General features: G+C 73.5%; 19 protein-coding genes. 18 read left to right on the top strand and 1 reads right to left on the bottom strand.

Translation table 11 applies throughout. The annotated features are described in order from the left end of the window. Window positions 1–201: 201 nt before the first annotated feature. From F4556_RS08000 to F4556_RS08035, 8 genes are read left to right on the top strand one after another with little or no spacing between them, the layout of a single operon-like run. Complete coding sequence (locus F4556_RS08000) at window positions 202–2,022, top strand: fatty acyl-AMP ligase (protein WP_184912882.1); 1,821 nt, start codon at window positions 202–204, stop codon at window positions 2,020–2,022. Further along, entirely contained in the window at window positions 2,019–3,755 is a 1,737-nt protein-coding gene (locus F4556_RS08005; protein WP_313068204.1) for an acyl-CoA dehydrogenase family protein, read from the top strand. Before F4556_RS08000 ends, F4556_RS08005 begins: the two co-directional genes overlap by 4 nt. A gap of 29 nt (window positions 3,756–3,784) precedes the next feature. Then, on the top strand, window positions 3,785–4,108 hold the full coding sequence (locus F4556_RS08010) for an acyl carrier protein (RefSeq protein ID WP_184912885.1): 324 nt from the start codon (window positions 3,785–3,787) through the stop codon (window positions 4,106–4,108). After that, window positions 4,108–7,068 (top strand): type I polyketide synthase, encoded by a 2,961-nt coding sequence (locus F4556_RS08015; RefSeq protein WP_184912887.1) that lies wholly within the window; start codon window positions 4,108–4,110, stop codon window positions 7,066–7,068. Before F4556_RS08010 ends, F4556_RS08015 begins: the two co-directional genes overlap by 1 nt. Beyond that, window positions 7,065–8,087, top strand: a complete 1,023-nt coding sequence (locus F4556_RS08020; RefSeq protein ID WP_184912889.1) for a 3-oxoacyl-ACP synthase III family protein — start codon at window positions 7,065–7,067, stop codon at window positions 8,085–8,087. Before F4556_RS08015 ends, F4556_RS08020 begins: the two co-directional genes overlap by 4 nt. 13 nt (window positions 8,088–8,100) lie before the next feature. After that, window positions 8,101–10,017: an HAD-IIIC family phosphatase gene (locus tag F4556_RS08025; protein ID WP_184912891.1), complete on the top strand. Its 1,917-nt coding sequence runs from the start codon at window positions 8,101–8,103 to the stop codon at window positions 10,015–10,017. Next, window positions 10,001–10,240, top strand: a complete 240-nt coding sequence (locus F4556_RS08030) for an acyl carrier protein (protein ID WP_184912893.1) — start codon at window positions 10,001–10,003, stop codon at window positions 10,238–10,240. Before F4556_RS08025 ends, F4556_RS08030 begins: the two co-directional genes overlap by 17 nt. After that, window positions 10,237–11,082, top strand: a complete 846-nt coding sequence (locus F4556_RS08035) for a 4'-phosphopantetheinyl transferase family protein (RefSeq protein ID WP_184912895.1) — start codon at window positions 10,237–10,239, stop codon at window positions 11,080–11,082. Before F4556_RS08030 ends, F4556_RS08035 begins: the two co-directional genes overlap by 4 nt. A 37-nt stretch (window positions 11,083–11,119) precedes the next feature. Here the strand turns inward: F4556_RS08035 and F4556_RS08040 are convergent, their stop codons facing one another. Continuing rightward, complete coding sequence (locus F4556_RS08040) at window positions 11,120–11,995, bottom strand: helix-turn-helix transcriptional regulator (protein ID WP_313068205.1); 876 nt, start codon at window positions 11,993–11,995, stop codon at window positions 11,120–11,122. A gap of 329 nt (window positions 11,996–12,324) precedes the next feature. Here F4556_RS08040 and F4556_RS08045 point away from each other — a divergent pair, with 329 nt between their 5' ends. The 10 genes from F4556_RS08045 to F4556_RS08090 all read left to right on the top strand — a co-directional run bounded on the left by F4556_RS08045 (window position 12,325) and on the right by F4556_RS08090 (window position 21,530). Continuing rightward, a complete protein-coding gene (locus tag F4556_RS08045) occupies window positions 12,325–12,525 on the top strand; it encodes a hypothetical protein (protein ID WP_184912899.1) in 201 nt (66 codons plus the stop codon). 251 nt (window positions 12,526–12,776) lie between these two features. After that, on the top strand, window positions 12,777–13,283 hold the full coding sequence (locus F4556_RS08050; RefSeq protein WP_184912901.1) for a flavin reductase family protein: 507 nt from the start codon (window positions 12,777–12,779) through the stop codon (window positions 13,281–13,283). Window positions 13,284–13,407: 124 nt separating this feature from the next. Further along, window positions 13,408–13,518, top strand: a complete 111-nt coding sequence (mftA, locus tag F4556_RS08055; protein ID WP_184912903.1) for a mycofactocin precursor MftA — start codon at window positions 13,408–13,410, stop codon at window positions 13,516–13,518. 11 nt (window positions 13,519–13,529) lie between these two features. After that, the gene (mftB, locus tag F4556_RS08060) at window positions 13,530–13,802 is read left to right on the top strand and encodes a mycofactocin biosynthesis chaperone MftB (RefSeq protein ID WP_313068206.1); all 273 of its coding nucleotides are present in this window, start codon (window positions 13,530–13,532) and stop codon (window positions 13,800–13,802) included. A 27-nt stretch (window positions 13,803–13,829) separates the two neighbouring features. Then, complete coding sequence (mftC, locus tag F4556_RS08065; protein WP_184912905.1) at window positions 13,830–15,026, top strand: mycofactocin radical SAM maturase; 1,197 nt, start codon at window positions 13,830–13,832, stop codon at window positions 15,024–15,026. Window positions 15,027–15,028: 2 nt separating this feature from the next. After that, a complete protein-coding gene (locus F4556_RS08070; protein WP_184912907.1) occupies window positions 15,029–16,978 on the top strand; it encodes a mycofactocin system FadH/OYE family oxidoreductase 1 in 1,950 nt (649 codons plus the stop codon). Continuing rightward, window positions 16,975–18,933, top strand: coding sequence for a mycofactocin system FadH/OYE family oxidoreductase 2 (locus F4556_RS08075; RefSeq protein ID WP_184912909.1), 1,959 nt, complete (start codon window positions 16,975–16,977; stop codon window positions 18,931–18,933). Before F4556_RS08070 ends, F4556_RS08075 begins: the two co-directional genes overlap by 4 nt. Then, window positions 18,930–19,868, top strand: coding sequence for a mycofactocin-associated electron transfer flavoprotein alpha subunit (locus F4556_RS08080; protein ID WP_184912911.1), 939 nt, complete (start codon window positions 18,930–18,932; stop codon window positions 19,866–19,868). Before F4556_RS08075 ends, F4556_RS08080 begins: the two co-directional genes overlap by 4 nt. Next, on the top strand, window positions 19,861–21,225 hold the full coding sequence (locus tag F4556_RS08085) for an FAD-dependent oxidoreductase (RefSeq protein WP_184912912.1): 1,365 nt from the start codon (window positions 19,861–19,863) through the stop codon (window positions 21,223–21,225). Before F4556_RS08080 ends, F4556_RS08085 begins: the two co-directional genes overlap by 8 nt. Further along, a complete protein-coding gene (locus F4556_RS08090) occupies window positions 21,222–21,530 on the top strand; it encodes a ferredoxin family protein (RefSeq protein ID WP_184912914.1) in 309 nt (102 codons plus the stop codon). The genes F4556_RS08085 and F4556_RS08090 overlap by 4 nt, the downstream gene beginning before the upstream one ends.

Genomic DNA, 21,530 nt, shown 5'->3' on the forward strand with positions numbered 1-21,530 from the left:
AACGGCGGGAATGTAGTCAACTTCGAACCGGATTCCAGTCTAAGCACGGCTCCGACCCCGGCCCGGTGACCGGAAGTTGCACGGCAACAACTCCCACCCGCGCAAGCGGGCCTTTAGCTGTCGAGCGGATGATCTGACGGTATGTCGGGCCCGTCGTCCGGGCCCCGCCGAAGCGTCCACAGTTGATGCGAGGGGATTCCCATGTCTGGCTTCGACACCTTCACCGATCTTGTCCGCGCGCGCACCGCCGCCCTGGCCGACCAGGACGTCCACGTCTTCCTGCACGACACCGCGGAAGGTGCCAAGGCCGACCGGCTGACCTACGGCGAGCTGGACCGGGAGGCCCGGCGAATCGCCTCGCTGCTCCAACTGCAGCGCGCGGAGGGCGAACCGGTGCTGCTGCTCTACTCCTCCACCACCGAGTTCCTGAAGGCGTTCGTGGCCTGCCTGTACGCCGGGGCGGTGGCCGTGCCGGTGCCGCTGCCCGGTGGTGAGGGCCGGGGCACCCGGATCGACCGCACCTCGGCGGTGATCCAGGACACCGGGGCCCGGCTGGTGCTGACCGAGACCGCCAGCGCGCCGGACATCGCGCTCTGGCTGTCCCGGACCGGCCGGCGCAACGTGGCCTGCCTGGCCAGTGACGTCACCGGACTCGGCGACGCCGACGCCTGGCGGGAGCGCCGCGGCGGGCCCGAGGACCTGGCCTTCCTGCAGTACACCTCGGGGTCGGTCTCCGACCCGCGCGGCGTGATGGTCTCGCACCGCAACCTGCTGGCCAATCAGACCGCCCTGCAGAACGTCTTCCGGACCACCTCCGAGGACCGGTTCGGCGGCTGGCTGCCGCACTTCCACGACATGGGCTTCATCGCCCACCTGCTGCACCCGCTCTTCCTGGGCAGCCTGTCGGTCCAGATGTCGCCCACCTCGTTCGTCCGCCGCCCGGCGCGCTGGCTGCAGGCGATCGACGAGTACCGGGTGACCGCCGGTGGCGGCCCCAACTTCTGCTACGACCTCTGCCTGCGCCGGGTCACCGACCAGCAGATCGCCGAACTCGACCTCTCGCACTGGCGGTTGGCGCTGAACGGGGCCGAGCCGGTCCGGGCCGACACGCTCCGGGCGTTCGCCGAGCGGTTCGCCCCGACCGGACTGCGGGCCGAGGCGCTGTACCCCTGCTACGGGCTGGCCGAGGCCACCCTGGTGGTCTCCGGCGGCGTCCCGCTCACCCCGTTCGCCGAACTGCCCGTCGACGCGGCGGCGTTGGAGCTGGACCAGGTGGCCGAGCCGGTCACGGGTCAGCCGACCCGGACCCTGGTGAGCAGTGGTCAGGTGCTGGACTACGACCTGCGGATCGTCGAGCCGGTGGTCGGCCTGGAGCTGCCGGAGGGCGCGGTCGGCGAGATCTGGCTGCGCGGCGACAGCGTGGCGCAGGGCTACTGGCAGCGCCCGGCCGAGACCGAGGCGGTGTTCCGGGCCGGTCTGGAGAACGGCGAGCGCGGCTTCCTGCGCACCGGCGACCTCGGCTTCCTGCACCAGGGCGAGCTCTACATCACCGGACGCAGCAAGGAAGTGATCATCCTCAACGGCCGCAACATCTACCCGCAGGACATCGAGTGGGCGACCCGCGGCCTCAGCCCGGCGCTCGGCGGCGGGGTCGGCGCGGCCTTCTCGGTGGACATCGAGCGCGAGCAGCTGGTGGTGGTGCACGAGATCCGGGCGGCCCGCGGCGGTCTGCCCGCCGGTCTCGACCTGCGGGCGCTGGTGCGGGAGATCCAGACCGAGCTGAGCCGGGAGTTCAGCATCCCGGTCGGCAACGTGCTGCTGGTCCGCCCCGGCGCGATCCGCCGCACCACCAGCGGGAAGGTGCAGCGCAACCTGATGCGCAAGCTCTTCCTGGACAGTGAACTGCGCGGCGAGGTCGAGGTGTTGGACCCGGCCGTGCGGGCCAGGGTGCGGGCCACCGACGCGCTGCTGGGCGAGGACCTGCTGGAGGCCGAGCCGGCCGGACAGGGCCGGCCGTGGTGATCACTCTCGCAGAGTCGGCCGAGAGCACCGCCGAGGCCAGGATCGCCGCGCTGGAGGAGCTGCTCGGCGACCCGACCGACCCGGCCAACCCGACCGGCTACGGCGCCCTGCTGACCGCCGACCGGACGGCGGTGCCGTTCGCGGCCGGCGAGGAGCTGCTCGACCGGGCGGGCCTGAACGCCGAGTACGTACCGGTCCGCCTCGGCGGCCGGCTGGACTCGCTGGAGACCCTGGTCCGGGTGATGCGCCCGGTGTTCCGCCGGGACGTCGGGCTCGGCATGGGTTACGGGATGCACACCTTCATGGCCGCCTCCGACGTCTGGCTGGCCGGCACCGGGGCGCAGCAGCGCTGGCTCGCGGACCGGCTGCTCGGCGGGGCGAAGGCGGCCATCGCCCAGCACCAGACGGCGCACAGCAACGACTACGTCCGCAGCGGGGTGACCGCACAGGCCCAGGACGAAACCTTTCTGCTCAACGGCACCAAGCCGATGATCAACAACCTGGACCGGGCGGCCGCCCTGGTGCTGTTCTGCGAGACCGACCGGACCGGCGGCAGCCGCAGCCAGTCCGTCCTGCTGCTGGACCCGACCCGGCTGCCCGCCGGGCAGGCCACCATCGGGCCCCGGCACCTGGCGGTCGGGCTGCGCGGCTGCCGGTGGACCGGGATCGACTTCCGGGACTGCCCGGTGCCGGAGAGCGCCCTGCTCGGTCCGGTCGGCGGCGGCGTCACGCTGGCGCTGCGGTCCTTCCAGATCAGCCGGACGGTGATCTCCGCGTCCGCGCTCGCGGCGGTGGACACCAGTCTGCGCACGGCGGTCCAGTTCGACCACGACCGGGGCGCCGAGCACGCCGAGTCGTCCTGGCTCGACCCGGTCAGGACCGACCGGGCGATGACCGGAGCCTTCGTCAATCTCCTGCTCTACGACAGCCTTTCGGTCGCCGCGACCCGCGCGCTGCACCTGCTGCCGGAGCAGACCAGCGTGTACTCGGCGGCCCTGAAGTACCTGATGCCCCGGGTGCTCAACGACACCATGCACGACCTGTCGATCGTGCTCGGCGCCCGGGTCTACACCAAGGACGGCAACCTGGGGATCTTCCAGAAGCACGTCCGGGACGTGCCGGTGCTCAGCCTCGGCCACGCGGGCACGGTGGCCTGCCAGGCCACCGTCATCCCGCAGCTGCCCCGGCTGGCCGCCCGGTCCTGGCTGGTCGAACCGGAGGCGCCCGCCGCGCTGTTCCAGCTCGGCGGCGAGCTGCCGCCGCTGCGCAACGAGGCGCTCAGCCTGGCCAGCGGGCGGGACAGCCTGAGCGGCTCGCTGGTCGCCATCGCCTCGCAGATCGGCGGCCGGACCCCGGTCGAGCGGGCGCTGCGCACCCTGGCCGGACAGCTCACCGAGGAGCTGGCCGACCTGCGGCAGCGGGTGCTGGCACTGGAGCCGGCCGAACGCACCTCGCCCAGCGGAGCGGCCTGCTTCGCCCTGGTCGACCGGTACGCGCTGCTGCTCGCGGCGGCCGCCGTGCTCGGGGTCTGGTGGCACAACCGGGACGGCGCGGACCCGTTCCTGGCCGATCCGAGCTGGGCGGCGGCGGCCCTGCACCGGCTGGCCCGCCGGCTCGGCACCCAGGTCGCCGACCTGCCGCCGGAGTGCGACACCCGGCTGCTGCACGAGGTGCAACTGCGGTTCAGCGACCGGCGCAGCTACGACCTGTACAACACGCCCCTCCCCGGCTGACCGGCCGCAGACCCCGAAGGAGACCTGCCATGACCACTCCCGCCACCTGGCAGACGGCCGACCCCGCCACCGCGGCCCGCGACTGGCTGCTGGAGCGCGTCTCGCTCTACCAGAACCGCGACCCGCTCACCATCGACCCCACCGTCCCGCTGGCCGAGTACGGCCTGGACTCGGTCGGCGCGCTGAGCCTCTGCGGTGACCTGGAGGACGAGTTCGGGCTGCTGGTCGAGCCGACCCTGCTCTGGGACCACCCGACCCTGGACAGTCTGGTCGACTACCTCACGGTGGCCATCCCGGCGGCCGCCGCGCGCGGCCGGGCCGGGCTGCCCCAGTCGCCGGAGGACCGGTTCTGATGAGCGGCATCGCGATCGTCGGCCTGGATTGCGCCTTCCCCGGCGCGCCCGACGCCGAGGCGTACTGGGAGCTGCTGATGCGCGGCGGCGAGAGCGTCGGCGAGGTCCCGCCGCAGCGCTGGGAGGCCGACGAACTCCCGGACAGCGTCCCGGAGTCGGCGCGGGCCGGGATCAACCGGGGTGGCTTCGTCGCGGGCGCGGACGGCTTCGACAACGACTTCTTCGCGCTCTCCCCGCGCGAGGCGGCCGCGATGGACCCGCAGCAGCGGCTGCTGCTGCAGTGCGCCTGGCGGGCGCTGGAGGACTCCGGGCAGGCGCCGGGCGCGCTGGCCGGTACCGACACGGGCGTGTTCATCGGCGTGATGGGCGGCGAGTGGGGCCGGCTCCGGATGGGCGACCCGTCCCGGGTCACCCCGCAGCTCGGTGCCGGCAGTGCCGCCGGGATGACCGCGAACCGGATCTCGTACCACCTCAACCTGACCGGGCCGAGTCTGGCGGTGGACACCGCCTGCTCCTCCTCGCTGGTCGCGGTGCACCTGGCCGCCAACGCGCTGCTGGCGGGCGAGTGCGACACCGCGCTGGCCGGCGGGGTGAACCTGGTGCTCACCCCCGCGCTCGGTCTGATGTACAGCCAGCTCGGGCTCGGTTCCCCGGACGGGCGGTGCAAGCCGTTCAGCGCGGACGCCGACGGGATCGGGCGCAGCGACGGGCTCGGCCTGGTGGTGCTGCGCCGGCTCGAGGACGCGGTCGCCGACGGCCAGCGGATCTACGCGGTGATCCGCGGCTCGGCGGTCAACCAGGACGGCCGCAGCAACGGCGTCACCGCGCCCAACCGCTGGTCCCAGCAGAAGGTGCTGGAGGCCGCCTACCGCCGGGCCGGGGTGACCGCCGACAAGATCACCTTCGTCGAGGCGCACGGCACCGGCACGGCGCTCGGCGACGCGATCGAGTGCGCGGCGCTCGGCGGGGTGCACGCGGTGCCCCGGGAGAAGACCTGCGCGGTGGGCTCGGTGAAGGGCAACATCGGGCACACCGAGGGCGCGGCCGGCATCGCCGGGCTGATCAAGGTGGCGCTGGCGCTGCACCACCGGATCGTCCCCGCCAGCCGGCACGCCGACCGGGAGAACGCCCAACTGCGGCTGGCGGAGCGTGGGTTGCGGCTGCTGAAGTCGCCGATGCGGCTGCCGGCCGGGGAGATCCTGGCCGGGGTGAGCAGCATCGGCATGGGCGGCACCAACGCGCACATGGTGCTGGCCGGGCCGCCCCGCACCCCACGCCGGGCCGCCCGGCCGGCCGGGGAGACCGAGCCGGTCGGCGTCTTCACCGTCACCGGGGACACCCCGGACGCGCTCCGCCGCAACCTGGCCGACCAGGCCGAGGCGTTCGCCCGGCGGCCGCGCGGCGGCGCCGCCTCGCTCGGCTTCAGCAGCAACCGGGTGAAGACCGGGCTGCCCTACCGCTTCGCGGTGGCCGCCCGCGACACCACCGAACTCGCCGAGCGGCTGCGGCAGGCCGCCGCGCACGGGATCGACGCGAGCACCCCCGCACACCGCTCCTGGACCAGGCCGGTGGTGGCCTTCGTCTACACCGGCCAGGGCACCCAGTACCCGGCGATGACCGCCGGTCTGTACCGCGACTCGGCCGCCTACCGGCACTTCCTGGGCGAGGCGGACGCCGCGCTCACCCGCCACACCGGCCGCTCCGCCCGGGAGTCGATCCTGCGCGGCGACGAGGCCGGGTACGACGCGGGCGACGCGCAGACCGCGCTGTTCGCGGTCGGCTACGCGCTGACCCGCACCCTCGGCGAGCTCGGTGTCCGGCCCGCCGCCGTGCTCGGCCACAGCCTGGGCGAGTACGCGGCCGCGGTCGCGGCCGGGGTGCTCGACCTGCCGCAGGCGGCCGAACTGGTCGCCGCCCGCGCCAGGTTGATGCGCAACCTGCCGGCCGGCGGCGGCATGCTCGCGGTCGGCGCCGGGCCCGAGGCGCTGGCCGAACTGCTGGCGGCCGAGCCCACGCTCGCCCTGGCGGCGGTCAACTCCCCCGCCGACACGGTGATTTCCGGCCCGCTGGACGCGCTGGACCGGGCCGCCGCACAGCTGGCCGGACGCGGGCTGCGGACCCGGCGACTGGACGTCGCCCGGGCCTTCCACTCCCCGCTGATGACCCCGGTCGCCACCGGCCTGCGCGAACTGGCCGACGGGCTGCGGCCCGCCGCGCCCCGGCTGCCGATGGCCTCCACCCGCTACGGCCGGCTGCTGCACGACGAGCCGCTGGACGCGGCGTACTGGGCCGGGCAGGCCACCGAGCCGGTGCTGTTCGGCGCCGCGCTGACCGCGCTGGCCACCGAGGTCGCGCCGACCCACCTGGTGGAGATCGGCCCCCGGCCCACCCTGCTCCCGCTGGCCCGCCGGGCCGGGCTCGCCCCCGGCACCGAGCACCTGCACCCGGTGCCGGGACCCGAGGCGGACGGCCGGCAGCTGGCCGAGCTGGTCGCCACGCTCTACCGGGCCGGTCTCGACCCGGAGTGGGCCGCGCTCTACCCCGCCGAGTACCGCACCGTCGAGCGGCTGCGCCCGTACGTGTTCTCCAGCGAGAACCGGTACTGGAGCCGCCGGGACGACCGGGCCGTCACCCCGGCCGCACCGGTGGAGCGGCCCGTCGCACCGGTTCCCGCACCGGTCGCCGCACCGGCACCAGCGGCCGACGACCCGGTGCTGGCCGCCGTGATCGAGGCCGTGGTCACCGTCGGCCTGTACCAGCCCGACCGGATCGTGCCCGCGACCCGCTTCTACGAGGACCTGGGGTTCGACTCCGTGATGATCATGCAGCTGAAGGACGTCGTGCAGGAGGCCCTGCCGCACCTCGGCGAGGTCTCCATCCGCCAACTGCTGCCCGCGCTGCGGACGGTGGGCTCGCTGGCCGACTTCCTGCGCGAACTGGCCCTGGCGAGGGTGTCATGACCGGAGCCGCCCCCGCCTACCTCGCCTCGGTCGGCACCGCGCTGCCCGGGGACCCGGTGGACAACACCGTGCTCGGCAAGCTGCTCGGCGTCAGCGAGGAGTGGATCGACATCTTCGTCGGCACCAGGTCGCGCCACTTCGGCCGCGACCTCGGCACCGGCGAGGTCCGCTGGTCGCTGGCCGACCTCTGCGCGCAGGCCGCCGCCGAGGCGCTGGAGTCGGCCGCCCTGGAGGCGCCCGACATCGAGTTCCTGATCCTCTCCACCACCACCCCGGACACCCTGCTGCCGACCACCGCCAGCCAGGTGGCCGACCGGCTCGGCCTCGACTACCTGCCGGTCTATCAGCTCCAGGCGGGCTGCTCCGGCGCCGTCCAGGCGCTCGACCTCGGCCGGACCCTGATCGCCTCCGGCCGCCGGGCCGGGCTGGTGATCGGGGGCGATGTGACCCACCGTCACCTGGACTTCGACCGGGAGCTGGCCCGGATCCCGACCGACGAGCTGGTCAACTACCTGCTGTTCGGCGACGGCGCGGGCGCCGCCGTGCTGACCGCCGAACCGCTCGGCGAGCGGGTGGCCGTCCGGGGCGTGCTGAACAGCCTGACCGGCCTGGGCCGCCCGGCCGGCCAGACCGTCGACTGGTACGGGCTGACCGACCGCGACCAGGACCGGCCGCTGCTCCGCGAGGACTACAAGGCGATCGAGGAGCAGGTCCCGGTGATGGCCGTGGAGATCTTCTGGGAGCTGCTGGAACAGGTCGGCTGGCAGGTCGAGCAGCTCGACCACCTGCTGCCCCCGCAGCTCTCCGAGCGGATGACCACCCGGATCGTGGAGCGGCTGGGCGTCCCCGGCGTGCACGAGGTCAGCTGCGTGGGCGAGACCGGGAACACCGGCAACGCCCTGCCGTTCCTGCAACTTGCCAGGCTGCTGCCGGATTTGAGGACGGGTCAGCGGGCACTCGGGGTGACGGTGGAGTCCAGCAAGTGGATCAAGGCGGGCTTCGCCCTGGAGAAGGTCTGAGAGGCGGCCGGAGATGACCACCACCACACCGATGGAGCGACTGCGCGGCCTGCGGGCCGTCGGAGAGCTGGCCGCGGCCTACCACCGCGTGCCCGCCCTGTTGGCCGAGCTGCTGGACGAGGCCGCACCGGCCGACCGGGACGCCCTGCTGGGCCGGGCCGGCCGGCTGCTGGCCGGGCTCGACCTGGACGAGGTGCTGCACCACCACCCGGCCACCCAGATGGTCACCGTCGCGATCACCGGCCAGTCCACCGTGGCCGGTCTGGTCGACCCGCTCACCGCCGAACTGGCCCGGCACGGCCTGCTGTTGCGTCCGCTGATCGGTGACCACGGCGGCTGGCTGCACGACCTCACCGACCCGCGCGGCCAGCTGCTGCCGGAGCGGCCCGACCTGTCGCTCTGCCTGCTGGACGCCGAGACGGTGTTCGCCGAACTCCCGTCCCCCTGGCGGGTGGAGGAGCTGGCCGAGGCCGCCGAACGGGTACTGGAGCGGCTGGCCCGGCTGGCCGCCGAGCACGAGCGGCTCGCCCCCGGCCTGCTGGTGCTGAACACCCTGCCACTGCTGCGCCGGCACGCCGGTCAGCTGGTCGACCACGCCTCCCGGGCCCGACTCGGCGCCGTCTGGCGGGAGTTCAACGCCCGGCTGCTGCGGCTGACCGAGCGGCACCGCTCGCTGGTGGTGCTCGACCTGGACCCGCTGACCGCCGCCACCGGACCGGTCGAGGACGCCCGGCTGGCCTGCTACGCCCAGGTCCGCTACACCGCGCCGGTGCTGGCCGGGTACGCCCGCGAGGTGGGCCACCTGACCCGGTCGCTGACCGGGCTGACCCGCAAGTGCCTGGTGCTGGACCTGGACAACACGCTCTGGGACGGCGTGCTCGGCGAGGACGGCCCGGACGGCATCGCCGCCGCGGACACCCTGCGCGGCGAGGCCTTCGGCGCCTTCCAGCGCACCGTCCGGCAGCTCGCCTCGCAGGGTGTACTGCTCGCGGTGAGCAGCAAGAACGACCGCGGTCCGGTGCTCGAGACGCTCCGCTCGCACCCCGATCTGCTGCTGCGGGAGCCGGACTTCGCCGAGGTGCGGGCCGACTGGCTGCCGAAGGACGGTCATCTGGCGGACATCGCCCGGCAGTTGGGGATCGGCACCGACTCGCTGGTGTTCGCCGACGACTCGCCGGGCGAGCGCGCCCAGGTCCGGTTCGGCCTGCCCGAGGTCGCCGTGCTGCCGCTGGACGGCGAACCCGCGCTGCACGGCGAACGGCTGCTGGCGGACGGGTGGTTCGACGTGCTCCGGCTGACCGAGGAGGACCGGGCCAGACCGGAGCAGTACCGGCTGGAGGGCGAGCGGCACCGGCTGCGCGAGGACAGCGGCTCGCACGCCGACTTCCTGCACCAGCTCGGGGTCAGCGTCCGGATCGGCCCGCCCGAGCCGCACGAGTACCCCCGGCTGGTCCAACTGACCCAGCGCACCAACCAGTTCAACCTGACCGGGCTGCGGCTGCAGCCGGGCGACCCGGCCGCCGTGGCCGAGGACGCCGGGCGGCTGCTGCTGGCGATCAGGGCCGCCGACCGGTTCGGCAGCAACGGCCTGGTCGGCGCCCTGCTCGGCCGGCACACCCCGGACGGGCTGCTGCTGGAGAACGCCTGGCTGAGCTGCCGGGTGCTCACCCGGGGCATCGAACAGGCCGTGCTGGCCGCCCTGTTGGCGGAGAGCCGGGCGGCCGGGCGGCCGGCCGTGCACGCCCGTTTCACCCCGACGGCCAAGAACCACCGCGCGGAACTCTTCTACCCGGAGCTCGGCTTCACCGAGACCGCGCGGACCGAGGACGGGGTGCTGTTCCGGCACGACCTCGAGTGCCCACCGGAACCCCCTCCACATGTCCACGTCACACTTGATCTAGGATGGCCGACAGATGCCTGGGCCCGATAGCCTCGCCGGATTTCTCCGCCTGGTCCGTACGGAACTCGACCTGGAGCTGACCGACCGGGACGCGGAGACCGAGCTGGCAGCGCTGCCGGGCTGGGACTCGATGAACCTGCTCCGCCTGGTCACCCTGCTGGAATCCGGCAGCGGGCGCCGGCTCCCCGTCCCCACCGTCCTGGCGGCCCGAAACCTCCGGGAGATCTACGCAGTCCTGGAGGAAGCAGCATGACCCGCCCCGGAGCCACCCCTACCGGGCCACCGCTCGGCGACCCCGTCCAGGTCGCCGGTGACACCACCTGGGACCAGGTCCGGGCCGACCTGGCCCGGCACGGCACCGCCCTGGTCTACGCCGAACTCGGCGACCTGCAGCCCGACCTGCCCGCCGCGCACGAACTGCGCGCGGTGCTCGGCCGCGACTGGTCCCGCTACCTCGACCTCGCCCACCCCTCGGTCCGCGACCGGTACGCCGCCTCCCGGGTGCTGCTCAAGCGGGCGGGCGCCGCGGTGCTGCGGGCCGACCCGGACACCCTGGAGCTCGGCTACGGGCCGACCGGGCGGCCGTACCTGCGCGGCTGCGACCAGGTCGACATCAGCCTGAGCCACACCGACGACCTGCTGCTGGTCGGGCTCACCACCCGGGGCCTGATCGGGGTGGACGCCGAACGGGCCGACCGGCCGATGTACGGCCGCGGCCTGGGCCGGCACGTCTGCACGCCGTACGAGCTGGTGTCGCTGGCCGCGCTGCCCGAGCAGGACCGGAACCCGAGCCTGGTCCGGCTCTGGACCCTCAAGGAGGCGTACAGCAAGGCGATCGGGCAGGGCATGCAGTTCAGCTTCACCGAGTTCGGCTTCGGCCCGGACGGCAAGCCGGTCCGGGTGCACCGGCCCGACGGCAGTCCGGGCACCGGGGCGGAGTGGGCCTTCCGGACCTTCCTGCTGGACAACGGCTACCGGATCAGTGCCGCCGTCTACGACGCGGGCTTCGGCGAGCTGGACGACGCCAAGCTGGACAGCATGCTGGACCAGGACACGGTCGAGGCGATCACCGACGCGCTGGGCGCCAGTGGCTGACATCCGAACAGCTGACGCCAAGTCAGGCGACCAGGCGTCAGAACTCGTCCCTGAACTGGTCCAGGATGCCGGACATCGCGACGTTGAAGCCGGCCTGGAACCGGCTGGTCGCCTCCAGCTCCTCGGTGATCTCGGAGATGTGCCGTCGGCAGGTGCGCACCGACATGCCCAGCCGGCGCGCGACCATCTCGTCCTTGTAGCCCTTGGCCATCAGCCGCAGCACCGACTGCTTGAGGTCGTCGGTGATGGCCTCGGCCTTCGCGGTCTCGGGGTTGAACGGCTGCGCCCCGTCCCAGATGTACTCGAAGACCTTGCAGACGAAGCCCACCAGGGTGGACTCCCGGACGATCGCCGCGGTGGGCGTCCCCTCCGAGCCGGTGTGGCGGGCCAGCACCACCGTCTCCCGGTCGTAGATCAGCACCCGGTCGACCAGCTCGTCGGCGGTCCTGAACTCCGCGCCCAGCGCGGTCACGTCCCGGACGTACGACTTGGTCGCCAGGTCGCCGCGGGCGGTGTGCTGGTAGATCGTCCTGATCCGCACCCCGCGCTCCAGCATCCGGCTGTTGGAGTCGCGGGCGGAGGCGAGGACGAACGCCGGGCGCGGGCCGCCCGGGTGCATGGCGAGCAGTTCGTGCCGACAGCTCTTGCCGAGGCTGTCGATCATCGACCGGATCACGCTGGGGTCATTGATCACATCGAAGGCCTCCAGCCGGTTCCGCAGCCGGCGGCCCTCGAAGTAGAGAGGGGTCAGCGACAACAGCTTGGACCGGACGTCGGTCACCGCCTGCTGAAGATCGCGGATCTGGTTCTCGGCCCCGCCGACCAGGTCCGCCGCCGCCACGTCCGGGCCCACCGGGACCAGCACCGACGGGTGCCCGGGCATCGGCTGGAGCAGCTTCAGCAGCCGCAGCACCTGCTCGACCCGGTCCAGTTCGGACTCACCGACCGAAAGCCGGACAGCGATATCGCTCTTGTCGAAACGCCCTAACTCAACGGCGTGGCCGTAGGCAGCAGCACTCAGATCGTCTAACTCCGCGAAATCCAAGTATCCGTTCACCCCCTCGCCCATCCGAGCTCCCCCAACCCTGCGAAGTTGTTGCCAGGGAACTTTACGCCATCGCGTTCCGCTTGGCACAGGCATGCGGTCCTCGGCAGCCTATGCGGTGTCGCCACCGAGAGCACCGACCCGGGAGGCGGCGAACCTGAGGCAACTAGTCAGCCGGTCTCTGTATGGGGGATGAAATGCTGCTTTCCAAGAGGACAAAGATGGCCATCCAGGGCATCCTGCTCGCCGCGGTCGTGGCGGCGCTGCCCACCTTCTCTTCCTCGGCGAATGGACACCACGGAATGATCACACTCTCCGACGGCGGTGCCACTCCCGCTCCGACCGCGTCGCCCAGCGCCACCCCCCGCCCCGGCCAGGACGACGACGGCTGGCCGTAACCCGCCGCCCATCCGACACCGCGGTTCCGCGCGGAAGCGGTGAGTGGACGGCCCCGGGGGCGGTGGCCGACCGCGCACATCCGCACCACCTGCCCGGGTCTGGCGCGCGAGCGCCGGCCCGGGCACTGCGCTGTCCGGGGCCGGTCGCACAGCAGGGGTCCGCAGGGGGGCCGCTAGGGGGCGCGTTCGATTACCGGTGTCCCTAACGTCGAGCTCGGCCGCTGTCCGGCCGCAGACGAGGGAGGTCTCGGATGACCACCGTGGCGACCGCCACCGCACCGACCGAAGCAGCACCGACCACGTTCCGGGAGGCGCTGGCCGCCTTCCCCAGCGGGGTCACCGTCGTGACCACCACGGACCGGCAGGGGCGGTGGTGGGGCTTCACGGCGAGCTCGTTCTGCTCGCTGTCGGCCGACCCGGCGCTGGTGCTGGTCTGCCTCGCCGACAACGCCCAGTGCCACCCCGCGTTCCTGGCGGCGGAGTCCTGGGTGATCCACGTGCTGGCACCGGAGCACGCCGAACTCGCGATGCGGTTCGCGACCCGCGGCGTGGACAAGTTCTCGAACAGCGATTTCCGGCCGAACGAGAAGGGGCAGCCGGTACTTGATTCGGCCGCGGTGACGCTGGAGTGCGACGCGTACGCCCGCCACCCCGGCGGCGATCACACCATCCTGGTCGGCCGGGTGCGCGAGGTGCGCATGCGCAAAACAATCCCAGCGGTCTATTTCCGCAGGGGCTTCCACACCCTGCCGGAGTGACCACCGGGAGCACCCGGAGCGCACCCCTAAGCCCCCGGACAGGGGTGCCGGCCGGACCGCACCCGCGATTAGCGTGAACATCAGGGCCGGGATGTCCGGGCCCGCTCATGCGAAGGAGAAGACCATGGCGGAATTCCTGCCGGAAGACTCCGGAGACGAAGACTTCGACATCACCCCGGAGGAGGATTTCCTGGTCGAGGAGATCTCCATCGACGGTATGTGCGGCGTCTACTGATTCGAGGCACAGTGTCGTCATTCGATCCGGACCTTCCGTACCGCTGCGCACCGAGTGTCTCGCTGCGACCCGAGCCTTTCGGGGCTCTCGCCTACGACTTCTCGACCCGTCGGCTGTCCTTTCTCAAGTCTCTTGAGTTGGTCAAGACAGTTCGTGCGCTGATCTCCAATCCGGACGTCCACGGCGCACTGGAAGAGGCGGGTGTGCCGGCCGAGGAGCGGCGGGCCTATCTCACGGCTCTCGCCGGGCTGGCCGAAGCCGGAACGATCCAGCCGCGCCGATAGATCACCCACTCACCAGGGAGTACCCGGATGAAGCTCGTCGACCGGTTCCAGCACGGGCTGGACGCCCCCATCTGCCTCACCTGGGAGCTCACCTACGCCTGCAACCTCGCCTGCGTGCACTGCCTCTCCTCCTCCGGCCGACGCGACCCCCGGGAGCTGAGCACCGCCGAGTGCCGGTCCGTACTGGACGAATTGCAGCGCATGCAGGTGTTCTACGTGAACATCGGCGGTGGCGAGCCGACCGTTCGGCCGGACTTCTGGGAGCTGGTGGACTATGCCACCGATCGTCAAGTCGGGGTCAAGTTCTCCACCAATGGCATCAAGATCACTCCGGATCGGGCCAGGTGGCTCGCCAACAGTGACTATGTGGACGTACAGATCTCGATCGACGGTGCCACGGCGGACATCAACGACGCGGTGCGCGGCCCCGGCTCGTACCGGACCGCGGTCACCGCGATGGAGAACCTCGCCGAAGCGGGCTTCCGGGACTTCAAACTGAGCGTGGTGATGACCCGTCAGAATTGTGACCAACTGGACGACTTCGCCGAAATCGCGGAGCGCTACGGCGCGCAGCTGCGGCTCACCCGGCTCCGCCCGGCCGGTCGCGGCGCCGAGGTCTGGAACGAGCTGCACCCCACCGCCGAGCAGCAGCGCACCCTCTACCACTGGCTGGTGGCCAACGGCGAGCGGGTGCTCACCGGGGACTCGTTCTTCCACCTCAACGCCCTGGGCTCGACCCCGCTGCCGGGCCTCAACCTGTGCGGGGCGGGCCGGGTGGTCTGCCTGATCGACCCGGTCGGCGACGTCTACGCCTGCCCGTTCGCGATCCACGACCAGTTCCTGGCCGGGAACGTACGTTCCCCCGGCGGCTTCGCCGAGGTCTGGCGCAACGCGCCGCTCTTCGCCGAGCTGCGCGGCCCGCAGAGCGCCGGGGCCTGCGGCTCCTGCTCCGCCTTCGACTCCTGCCGGGGCGGCTGCATGGCCGCGAAATTCTTCACCGGCCTGCCGATGGACGCGCCGGACCCGGAGTGCGTCAAGGGCCACGGCGAGACCGCGCTGGCGGCGCTCGGCCCCGGCAGCGTGCCCAAGCCGAGCGGCGACCACTCGCGCCGGGGCCGCGGTCCGGTGCCGGTGCAGATCGGCTGGGCTCCCCCGGCCGCCGGTCTGCCCGACCGGGCCTGCGACACCAGCCCACTGGCCGGCCTCGCCGCCACCGGTCGGTAGCCATGCTGCTCACCGACCCGATCACGCTGGCCGGCCGGACCGCGCCCAGCCGGGTGCTGTTCGGCCCGCACGAGACCAACCTCGGCCACCGCCGGGCGCTCTCCGACCGCCATGTCGCCTACTACCGGCGCCGGGCGGCCGGTGGCGCCGGACTGATCGTCACCGAGACCGCGAGCGTGGCCGCCGACGACTGGCCGTACGAGCGCGCCCCGCTGGCCGCCGACTGCCCGGACGGCTGGCGGGCGGTGGCCGCGGCCTGCCGCCCGTACGGGACGCTGGTGCTGGCCGGGCTCGGGCACGCGGGCGGGCAGGGCTCCTCGGCGTACTCGCAGGGCGTGCTGCGGGCCCCCTCCCGGGTGGCCGACGTGGTCAGCCGGGAGCTGCCCGCCGAGCTAGAGGACACCGAACTCGGGCCGCTGGTCGAGGACTTCGCGGCCGCGGCCCGGCTGGCGGCGGGCGCCGGTCTGGACGGGGTGGAGATCGACGCCGGGCAGCACAGCCTGCTGCGGCAGTTCCTCTCCGGTCTGACCAACCTGCGCTCCGACGCCCACGGCACCGACCGGGCCCGGCTGCTGCGCGAGGTGCTGACCGCGACCAGGGCCGCGATCGGGCCCGGCCTGGTGCTGGGCCTGCGGCTGTGCTGCGACGAACTCGCCCCCTGGGCCGGGATCACCCCCGAGCGGGGGGCCGAACTGGCGGCCGAATTCGCGCCCTTGACGGACTACCTGGTGGTGGTCCGGGGCTCGGCGATGAACCTCTCCGCCACCCGGCCGGACGGCCACACCCCGCCCGGCTTCAACCTCGATCTCTGCCGCACCGTCAGAACGGCCGTGGCGGGCGCCGCACCGGTCGCCCTGCAGGGCTCGGTGGTCGAGGTCGGCCAGGCCCAGTGGGCGCTGGACGACGGGGTCGCCGACCTGGTCGAGATGACCAGGGCGCAGATCGCCGAACCCGAACTGGTCGCGCTGCTGCGGGCCGGGCACCCGGAGCGGATCCGGCCCTGCGTGCTGTGCAACCAGCGCTGCCGGGTCCGGGACAACCGGAACCCGATCGTCAGCTGCGTCGGCGAACCGGCCAGTGGCCACGAGACCGAGGACCAGCCGGTGCCGGGCCGGGACGCCCAACCCCTCGACGTGCTGGTGGTCGGCGGCGGCCCGGCCGGTCTGGAGGCCGCCCGGGTGCTCGCGCTGCGCGGCCACACGGTGGAACTCGCCGAAGGGTCGGCGCAGTCGGGCGGCTCGCTGCGGACGGCCGCCGCGCTGCCCGGCCGGGAGCGGCTCGCCCTGCTGGCCGACTGGCTGGCGGCCGAGACCGACCGGCTCGGCGTGACCGTACGGACCGGCACCCGGCTCACCGCGGCGCAGCTCGACGCGGCCGCGGCGGACGGCCGGAGCGTCCTGCTGGCCACCGGCTCGGTACCGGGACCGCACGGCTTCGACCGGCTGGGCGGCACCGTGGTCCGCCCGGCCGAGCTGGCCGCCGACCCGACCGCGCGGTCCCTGCCGCCGGGTCCGGTGCTGGTCTTCGACCCGATCGGCGACGCCGTCGGGGTCGCGGTCGCCGAGCTGCTCGCGGCGGCCGGACGACCCACCGCGATCGTGACGCAGGATCAGGTGGTCGGCACCCAGCTGGCCCTGACCGGCGACCTGGCGGCCGCCAACACCCGGCTCCAGCAGGCCGGGGTGACCCTGTACAAGCGCCGGACCGTGCTCGAACTGCACGACGGGTACGCCCTGTTGGAGGACGTGGTGACCGGGCACAAGCAGCGGGCCGAGTGCGCGGTGCTGATCGACTGCGGCCACCGGCTGCCGGAGCGGTCGCTGCGCGAGGCACACCCCGAACTGCCCGTGGCCGGGGACTGCGTGGCCCCGCGCACGGTCTACCAGGCCGTCCTCGAGGGCCGCCGGGCCGCACTCCGGCTGGCCGCCGGCACCGAGGGGGCCCACCGATGACCGCCTACCGCCATCTCTTCACCCCACTGCGGGTCGGCCCGCTGACCCTGGCCAACCGGGTGGTGTTCTCGGCCCACCTGACCAACTACGCCGAGGACGGCCTGCCGAGCGAGCAGCACGCGGCGTACTACGCGGCCCGGGCGGCCGGCGGCGCCGGGATGATCATCACCGAGGAGCACTCCACCCACCCCACCGACTGGCCGTACGAGAAGCTGATCCACGGCTTCCACGCGGAGGCGATCGAGGGCTACCGCCGGATCACCGAGGCGGTGCACGCGCACGGCGTGCCGATCCTGGCCCAGCTCAACCACAACGGCGGCCAGGCCTCCTCGATGTACTCCCGGCTGCCGGTATGGGCGCCGAGCGCCGTGCCCGACCCGCTGTTCCGCGAGGTGCCGAAGGCGATCGACGCCGCCGAGATCGCCGAAGTGGTCGCCGGGTACGCCACGGTGGCCGCGAACTGCGTGGCGGGCGGCTTCGACGGGGTCGAGCTGCAGTGCTCGCACTCCTCGATCGTGCGCGGCTTCCTCTCCCCCGCGACCAACCTGCGCACCGACGGGTACGGCGGCCCGCTGACCCACCGGGCCCGGCTGCTCCTTGAGTTGGTGGCGGCCGTCCGGGCGGCGATCGGTCCGGACCGGGCGCTCGGGGTCCGGCTCTGCGGCGACGAGCTGATCAAGGGCGGCATCACCCTGGACGAGGCGGTCGAGGTGGCCCGGATGGTGGAGGCAACCGGACAGGTCGACTACATCAACACCTCGATCGGGGTGGCCACTTCGACGCTGTACCTGATCGAGGCCTCGATGGCGGTGCCGGCCGGGTACGCGCTGTTCATCTCCAACGCGATCCGCCGCGCGGTCAGCCTGCCGGTGATCGGGGTGGGTCGGATCAAGGACCCGGCGCAGGCCGAACGGGCGCTGGCCGAGGGCCACTGTGACCTGGTCGGCGTGGTCCGGGGCCAGATCGCCGACCCCGACTTCCTCGCCAAGGCCCGGGCCGGTCACGCCTCCGACATCCGCAGCTGCCTGTCCTGCAACCAGGAGTGCGTCGGGCGGATGGGGCTGAACCGCTGGCTCGGCTGCATCGAGAACCCCCGGGCCGGCCGAGAGGCGGTGCCGCTGCCGATGCCCGGCCGCCGCGGCCGCCGGGTCCTGGTGGTCGGCGGCGGACCGGCCGGTCTGCAGGCGGCCGCCAGCGCGGCCCGGCGCGGCCACCGGGTCACCCTGTACGAGCGCGGTCCGGCCACCGGCGGGCAGGTGGCGGAGGCCGCGACCGTCCCGGTCCGGGCCGAATTCCTGGATGTGGTACGCAACTTGGCGGCCGAGTGCCGTCGGCTGGACGTGGAGATCAGGACCGGCCAGGAGGCCACCGTGGCCTCGCTGGCCGCCGAGCAGCCGAACGTGGTGGTGCTGGCCACCGGCGCCCGGCCCCAACCGCCGCACTGGGCGGCCGGGTTGGCCCGGGTGGTGGACGTCCGCGACGTGCTGACCGGCCGGGCCGCCCCTGCGGGCGAGGTGCTGGTGGTCGACGAGCTCGGCTTCCATCAGGCCACCTCGGTCGCCGAGTTGCTCGCCGACCGGGGCTGCCGGGTGCGGATCTCGACCCCCGGCATGGTGGTCGGCCAGGACCTCGGCGTCACCCTCGACCTGGAGACCTTCACCGTCCGGGCCGAGGCCAAGGGCATCCGGCAGACCACCGACGAGGTGGTGCTGTCGGCCGGGACCGCGCCGGACGGCGAGCGGGTCGAGCTGCAGATCCTCACCCACACCACCGGGGCGATGGCCACCGCGCAGGTGGACTGGGTGGTCTGCGTGGTGCACCAGGCCCCGCAGGACGAGCTCTGGCAGGCCCTGCGGGACGCGCCGTTCGAGGTCCACCGGATCGGCGACTGCCTGGCCCCGCGCCGCGCGCACGCCGCCGTGATCGAGGGACACCGAGTGGGGAGCGCGCTGTGAACGGCACCGAACCGATCGCCGTCCTGGTGGTCCGCGACGGCGTCCTGCCGCCCGGGGCGGACGAGACGGTCGCCGAAGCGGGCGGCCTGGCCCTGCTGGCCGGGGACGACACCAAGGCGGCCGCCGGCCTGCTGACCACGGCCACCCGGGTCTGGACGGCGGAGACCGGCACCCGGCCGCCCGGCCCGCTGGCCGCCGCACTGGCCCCGCTGCTGACCGACCGTCACCTGGTCCTGCTGCCCGCCTCGCCGGACGGCCGCGACCTGGCCCCCCGGCTGGCCGCCGCGCTGGACCGGCCGCTGCTGGCGGGCGCCCTCGCGGTGCACCGCACCGGCGCCGAGCTGATCGACGCGGACGGCCTGACCCTGGTCGACGCCACCGTGAGCGGACCGTTCGTCGCCACCCTGGAGCCCGGTCTGCGCGGCACCCTGGCGCTGCCGGACGCCCCCGAGATCACCGAACTCCCGCCACCCAACGTCCCCGTGCGACCGGACGCCGAGCAGTCGGCGCTGCTCACCGCGCCACCGGGTCAGGAGCAGCTGGACCAGGCCGCCCGGATCGTGGCGGCGGGCGCGGGCCTGGGCACCGGCGAGCTGACCGGCCCCGCCGCGATCACCCTGCTGGAGACGGTCGGCGCCGCGCTCGGGGCCGCCGTCGGCGCCACCCGGGTGGTCACCGACGCGGGCTGGACCGGCGAGGAGCGCCAGATCGGCACCACCGGCGTGGTGGTCGCCCCCGAGCTCTACCTGGCCTTCGGCATCTCCGGCGCCGCCCAGCACGTCGGCGGCCTCGGCCGCCCCGCCCACCTGGTCAGCGTGAACACCGACCCGTACTGCCCGATGACCGCGCTGGCCGACCTCGCGGTCGTCGCCGACGCCCCGTCCGTGCTGGCCGAACTGGCCCGTCGGCTGACCCCGGAGGCCCCCCGTGACTGACACCTATGCGGGCCCCTCCTCGGCCTCGGTGCTGCTGCAACAGCCCCCGGGGAAGCCCGACTTCGACGTGCTGGTGGTCGGCGCGGGACCGGCCGGATCGGCCGCCGCGCTGGCCGCCGCCCGGGCCGGCTGCTCGGTGGCGCTGCTGGAGCGCGGCCCGTTCCCCGGCTCGAAGAACGTCTACGGCGGGGTGGTCTACGGCCGGGTGCTGGACGAGCTGGTGCCGCAGTGGTGGGAGGAGATGCCGGTCGAGCGCTGGGTGACCCGCCGCTCGACCATGGTCATGACGGCCGATCAGGCCCTCACCGTGGACTTCCGCAGCCAGCGCTGGGGCACCGCCCCGTACAACGGCGCCACCGCGCACCGCGCCGACCTGGACGGCTGGCTGGCCGGCCACGCCGTCGCGGCCGGGGCGGTGCTGGTGCCCGCCACGGTGGCCACCGGCCTGCTGCGGACCACGGCGGGCACCGTGGTCGGCGTCCGCACCGACCGGCCGGACGGCGACCTGACCGCCCGGGTGGTGATCGCCTGCGACGGCGTCAACTCCTTCCTGGCCAAGGAGGCCGGGCTGCACCCCAAGCAGGACACCGCCCGCCACCTCACCCTCGGGGTGAAGGAGACGCTGGCCCTGCCGCGCGAGGTGATCGAGCAGCGCTTCGGGCTGACCGGCCGGGACGGCCAGGACATCGAGATCCTCGGCTGCACCCGGGGCATCCCGGGCGGCGGCTTCCTCTACACCAACCTGGAGTCGGTCAGCCTCGGCGTGGTGGTCGGGCTGCCCGGCCTGGCCACCGCCAAGGTCCGCCCCGAGGAGCTGCTCGCCGATCTCAAGGCCCACCCGGCGATCGCCCCGCTGGTGCGCGGCGGCCGCCAGGTCGAGTACGCGGCGCACCTGATCCCCGAGGGCGGCTACGACCACCTGCCCGAACTGGCCGGTGACGGACTGCTGGTGGCCGGGGACGCCGCCGGGATGTGCCTGGCCGCCGGGATCTGGCTGGAGGGCGTGAACTTCGCGATCGGCGCCGGGATGTACGCCGGCCGCGCGGCGGTCGCCGCGATCGGCGCCGGGGACACCTCGCAGGCCGGGCTCGCGGGCTACCGGCGGGCGCTGGAGAAGTCGTTCGTGCTGGCCGACCACCGCAAGCTGCGCAAGGTGCCCGGGCTGGTGCTCTCCGAGCGGATGCAGCGGCAGTACCCCGGACTGATCTGCGACCTCGCCGAGGGGCTGTTCGAGGTGGACAACCCCCGCCCGAAGCCGGGTCTCCGGCGCCTGCTGCGCACGGCGGTCCGCCGGCACGGCGTCAGCCCGCGTCGGCTACTGGCCGACGCGATCACCGGAATGAGGGCGTTCGGATGACCGGTCAGCCTGGCGAGGACTACCGCGAGATCTCCTTCGACGACCGGATGGACGGCACCGAGTTCCGGGTGTCCGAGCGGGCCCACATCACCGTCGACACCGAGGTGTGCGACTCCTGCACCGTCCGGTCCTGCCTGCACGTCTGCCCGGCCAAGCTGTTCGTGCCCAGGGCCGACGGCGGGATCCTCTTCAACTTCGAGCAGTGCTTCGAGTGCGGCGCCTGCTACCAGGTCTGCGACGCCGAGGGCGCGATCACCTGGACCTACCCGGACGGCGGCCTCGGCGTCGTGTTCCGAAAGGGCTGA

It is taken from the genome of Kitasatospora gansuensis (assembly GCF_014203705.1).
Taxonomy (GTDB): domain Bacteria; phylum Actinomycetota; class Actinomycetes; order Streptomycetales; family Streptomycetaceae; genus Kitasatospora; species Kitasatospora gansuensis.

Coding starts and splice junctions, on each gene's coding strand:
- F4556_RS08075 (WP_184912909.1), top strand. CDS start 16,975: ATGACCGCCTACCGCCATCTCTTCACCCCACTGCGGGTCGGCCCGCTG.
- F4556_RS08070 (WP_184912907.1), top strand. CDS start 15,029: ATGCTGCTCACCGACCCGATCACGCTGGCCGGCCGGACCGCGCCCAGC.
- F4556_RS08010 (WP_184912885.1), top strand. CDS start 3,785: ATGACCACTCCCGCCACCTGGCAGACGGCCGACCCCGCCACCGCGGCC.
- F4556_RS08030 (WP_184912893.1), top strand. CDS start 10,001: ATGCCTGGGCCCGATAGCCTCGCCGGATTTCTCCGCCTGGTCCGTACG.
- F4556_RS08050 (WP_184912901.1), top strand. CDS start 12,777: ATGACCACCGTGGCGACCGCCACCGCACCGACCGAAGCAGCACCGACC.
- F4556_RS08000 (WP_184912882.1), top strand. CDS start 202: ATGTCTGGCTTCGACACCTTCACCGATCTTGTCCGCGCGCGCACCGCC.
- F4556_RS08020 (WP_184912889.1), top strand. CDS start 7,065: ATGACCGGAGCCGCCCCCGCCTACCTCGCCTCGGTCGGCACCGCGCTG.
- F4556_RS08045 (WP_184912899.1), top strand. CDS start 12,325: ATGCTGCTTTCCAAGAGGACAAAGATGGCCATCCAGGGCATCCTGCTC.
- F4556_RS08015 (WP_184912887.1), top strand. CDS start 4,108: ATGAGCGGCATCGCGATCGTCGGCCTGGATTGCGCCTTCCCCGGCGCG.
- F4556_RS08090 (WP_184912914.1), top strand. CDS start 21,222: ATGACCGGTCAGCCTGGCGAGGACTACCGCGAGATCTCCTTCGACGAC.
- F4556_RS08035 (WP_184912895.1), top strand. CDS start 10,237: ATGACCCGCCCCGGAGCCACCCCTACCGGGCCACCGCTCGGCGACCCC.
- mftC (WP_184912905.1), top strand. CDS start 13,830: ATGAAGCTCGTCGACCGGTTCCAGCACGGGCTGGACGCCCCCATCTGC.
- F4556_RS08025 (WP_184912891.1), top strand. CDS start 8,101: ATGACCACCACCACACCGATGGAGCGACTGCGCGGCCTGCGGGCCGTC.
- mftA (WP_184912903.1), top strand. CDS start 13,408: ATGGCGGAATTCCTGCCGGAAGACTCCGGAGACGAAGACTTCGACATC.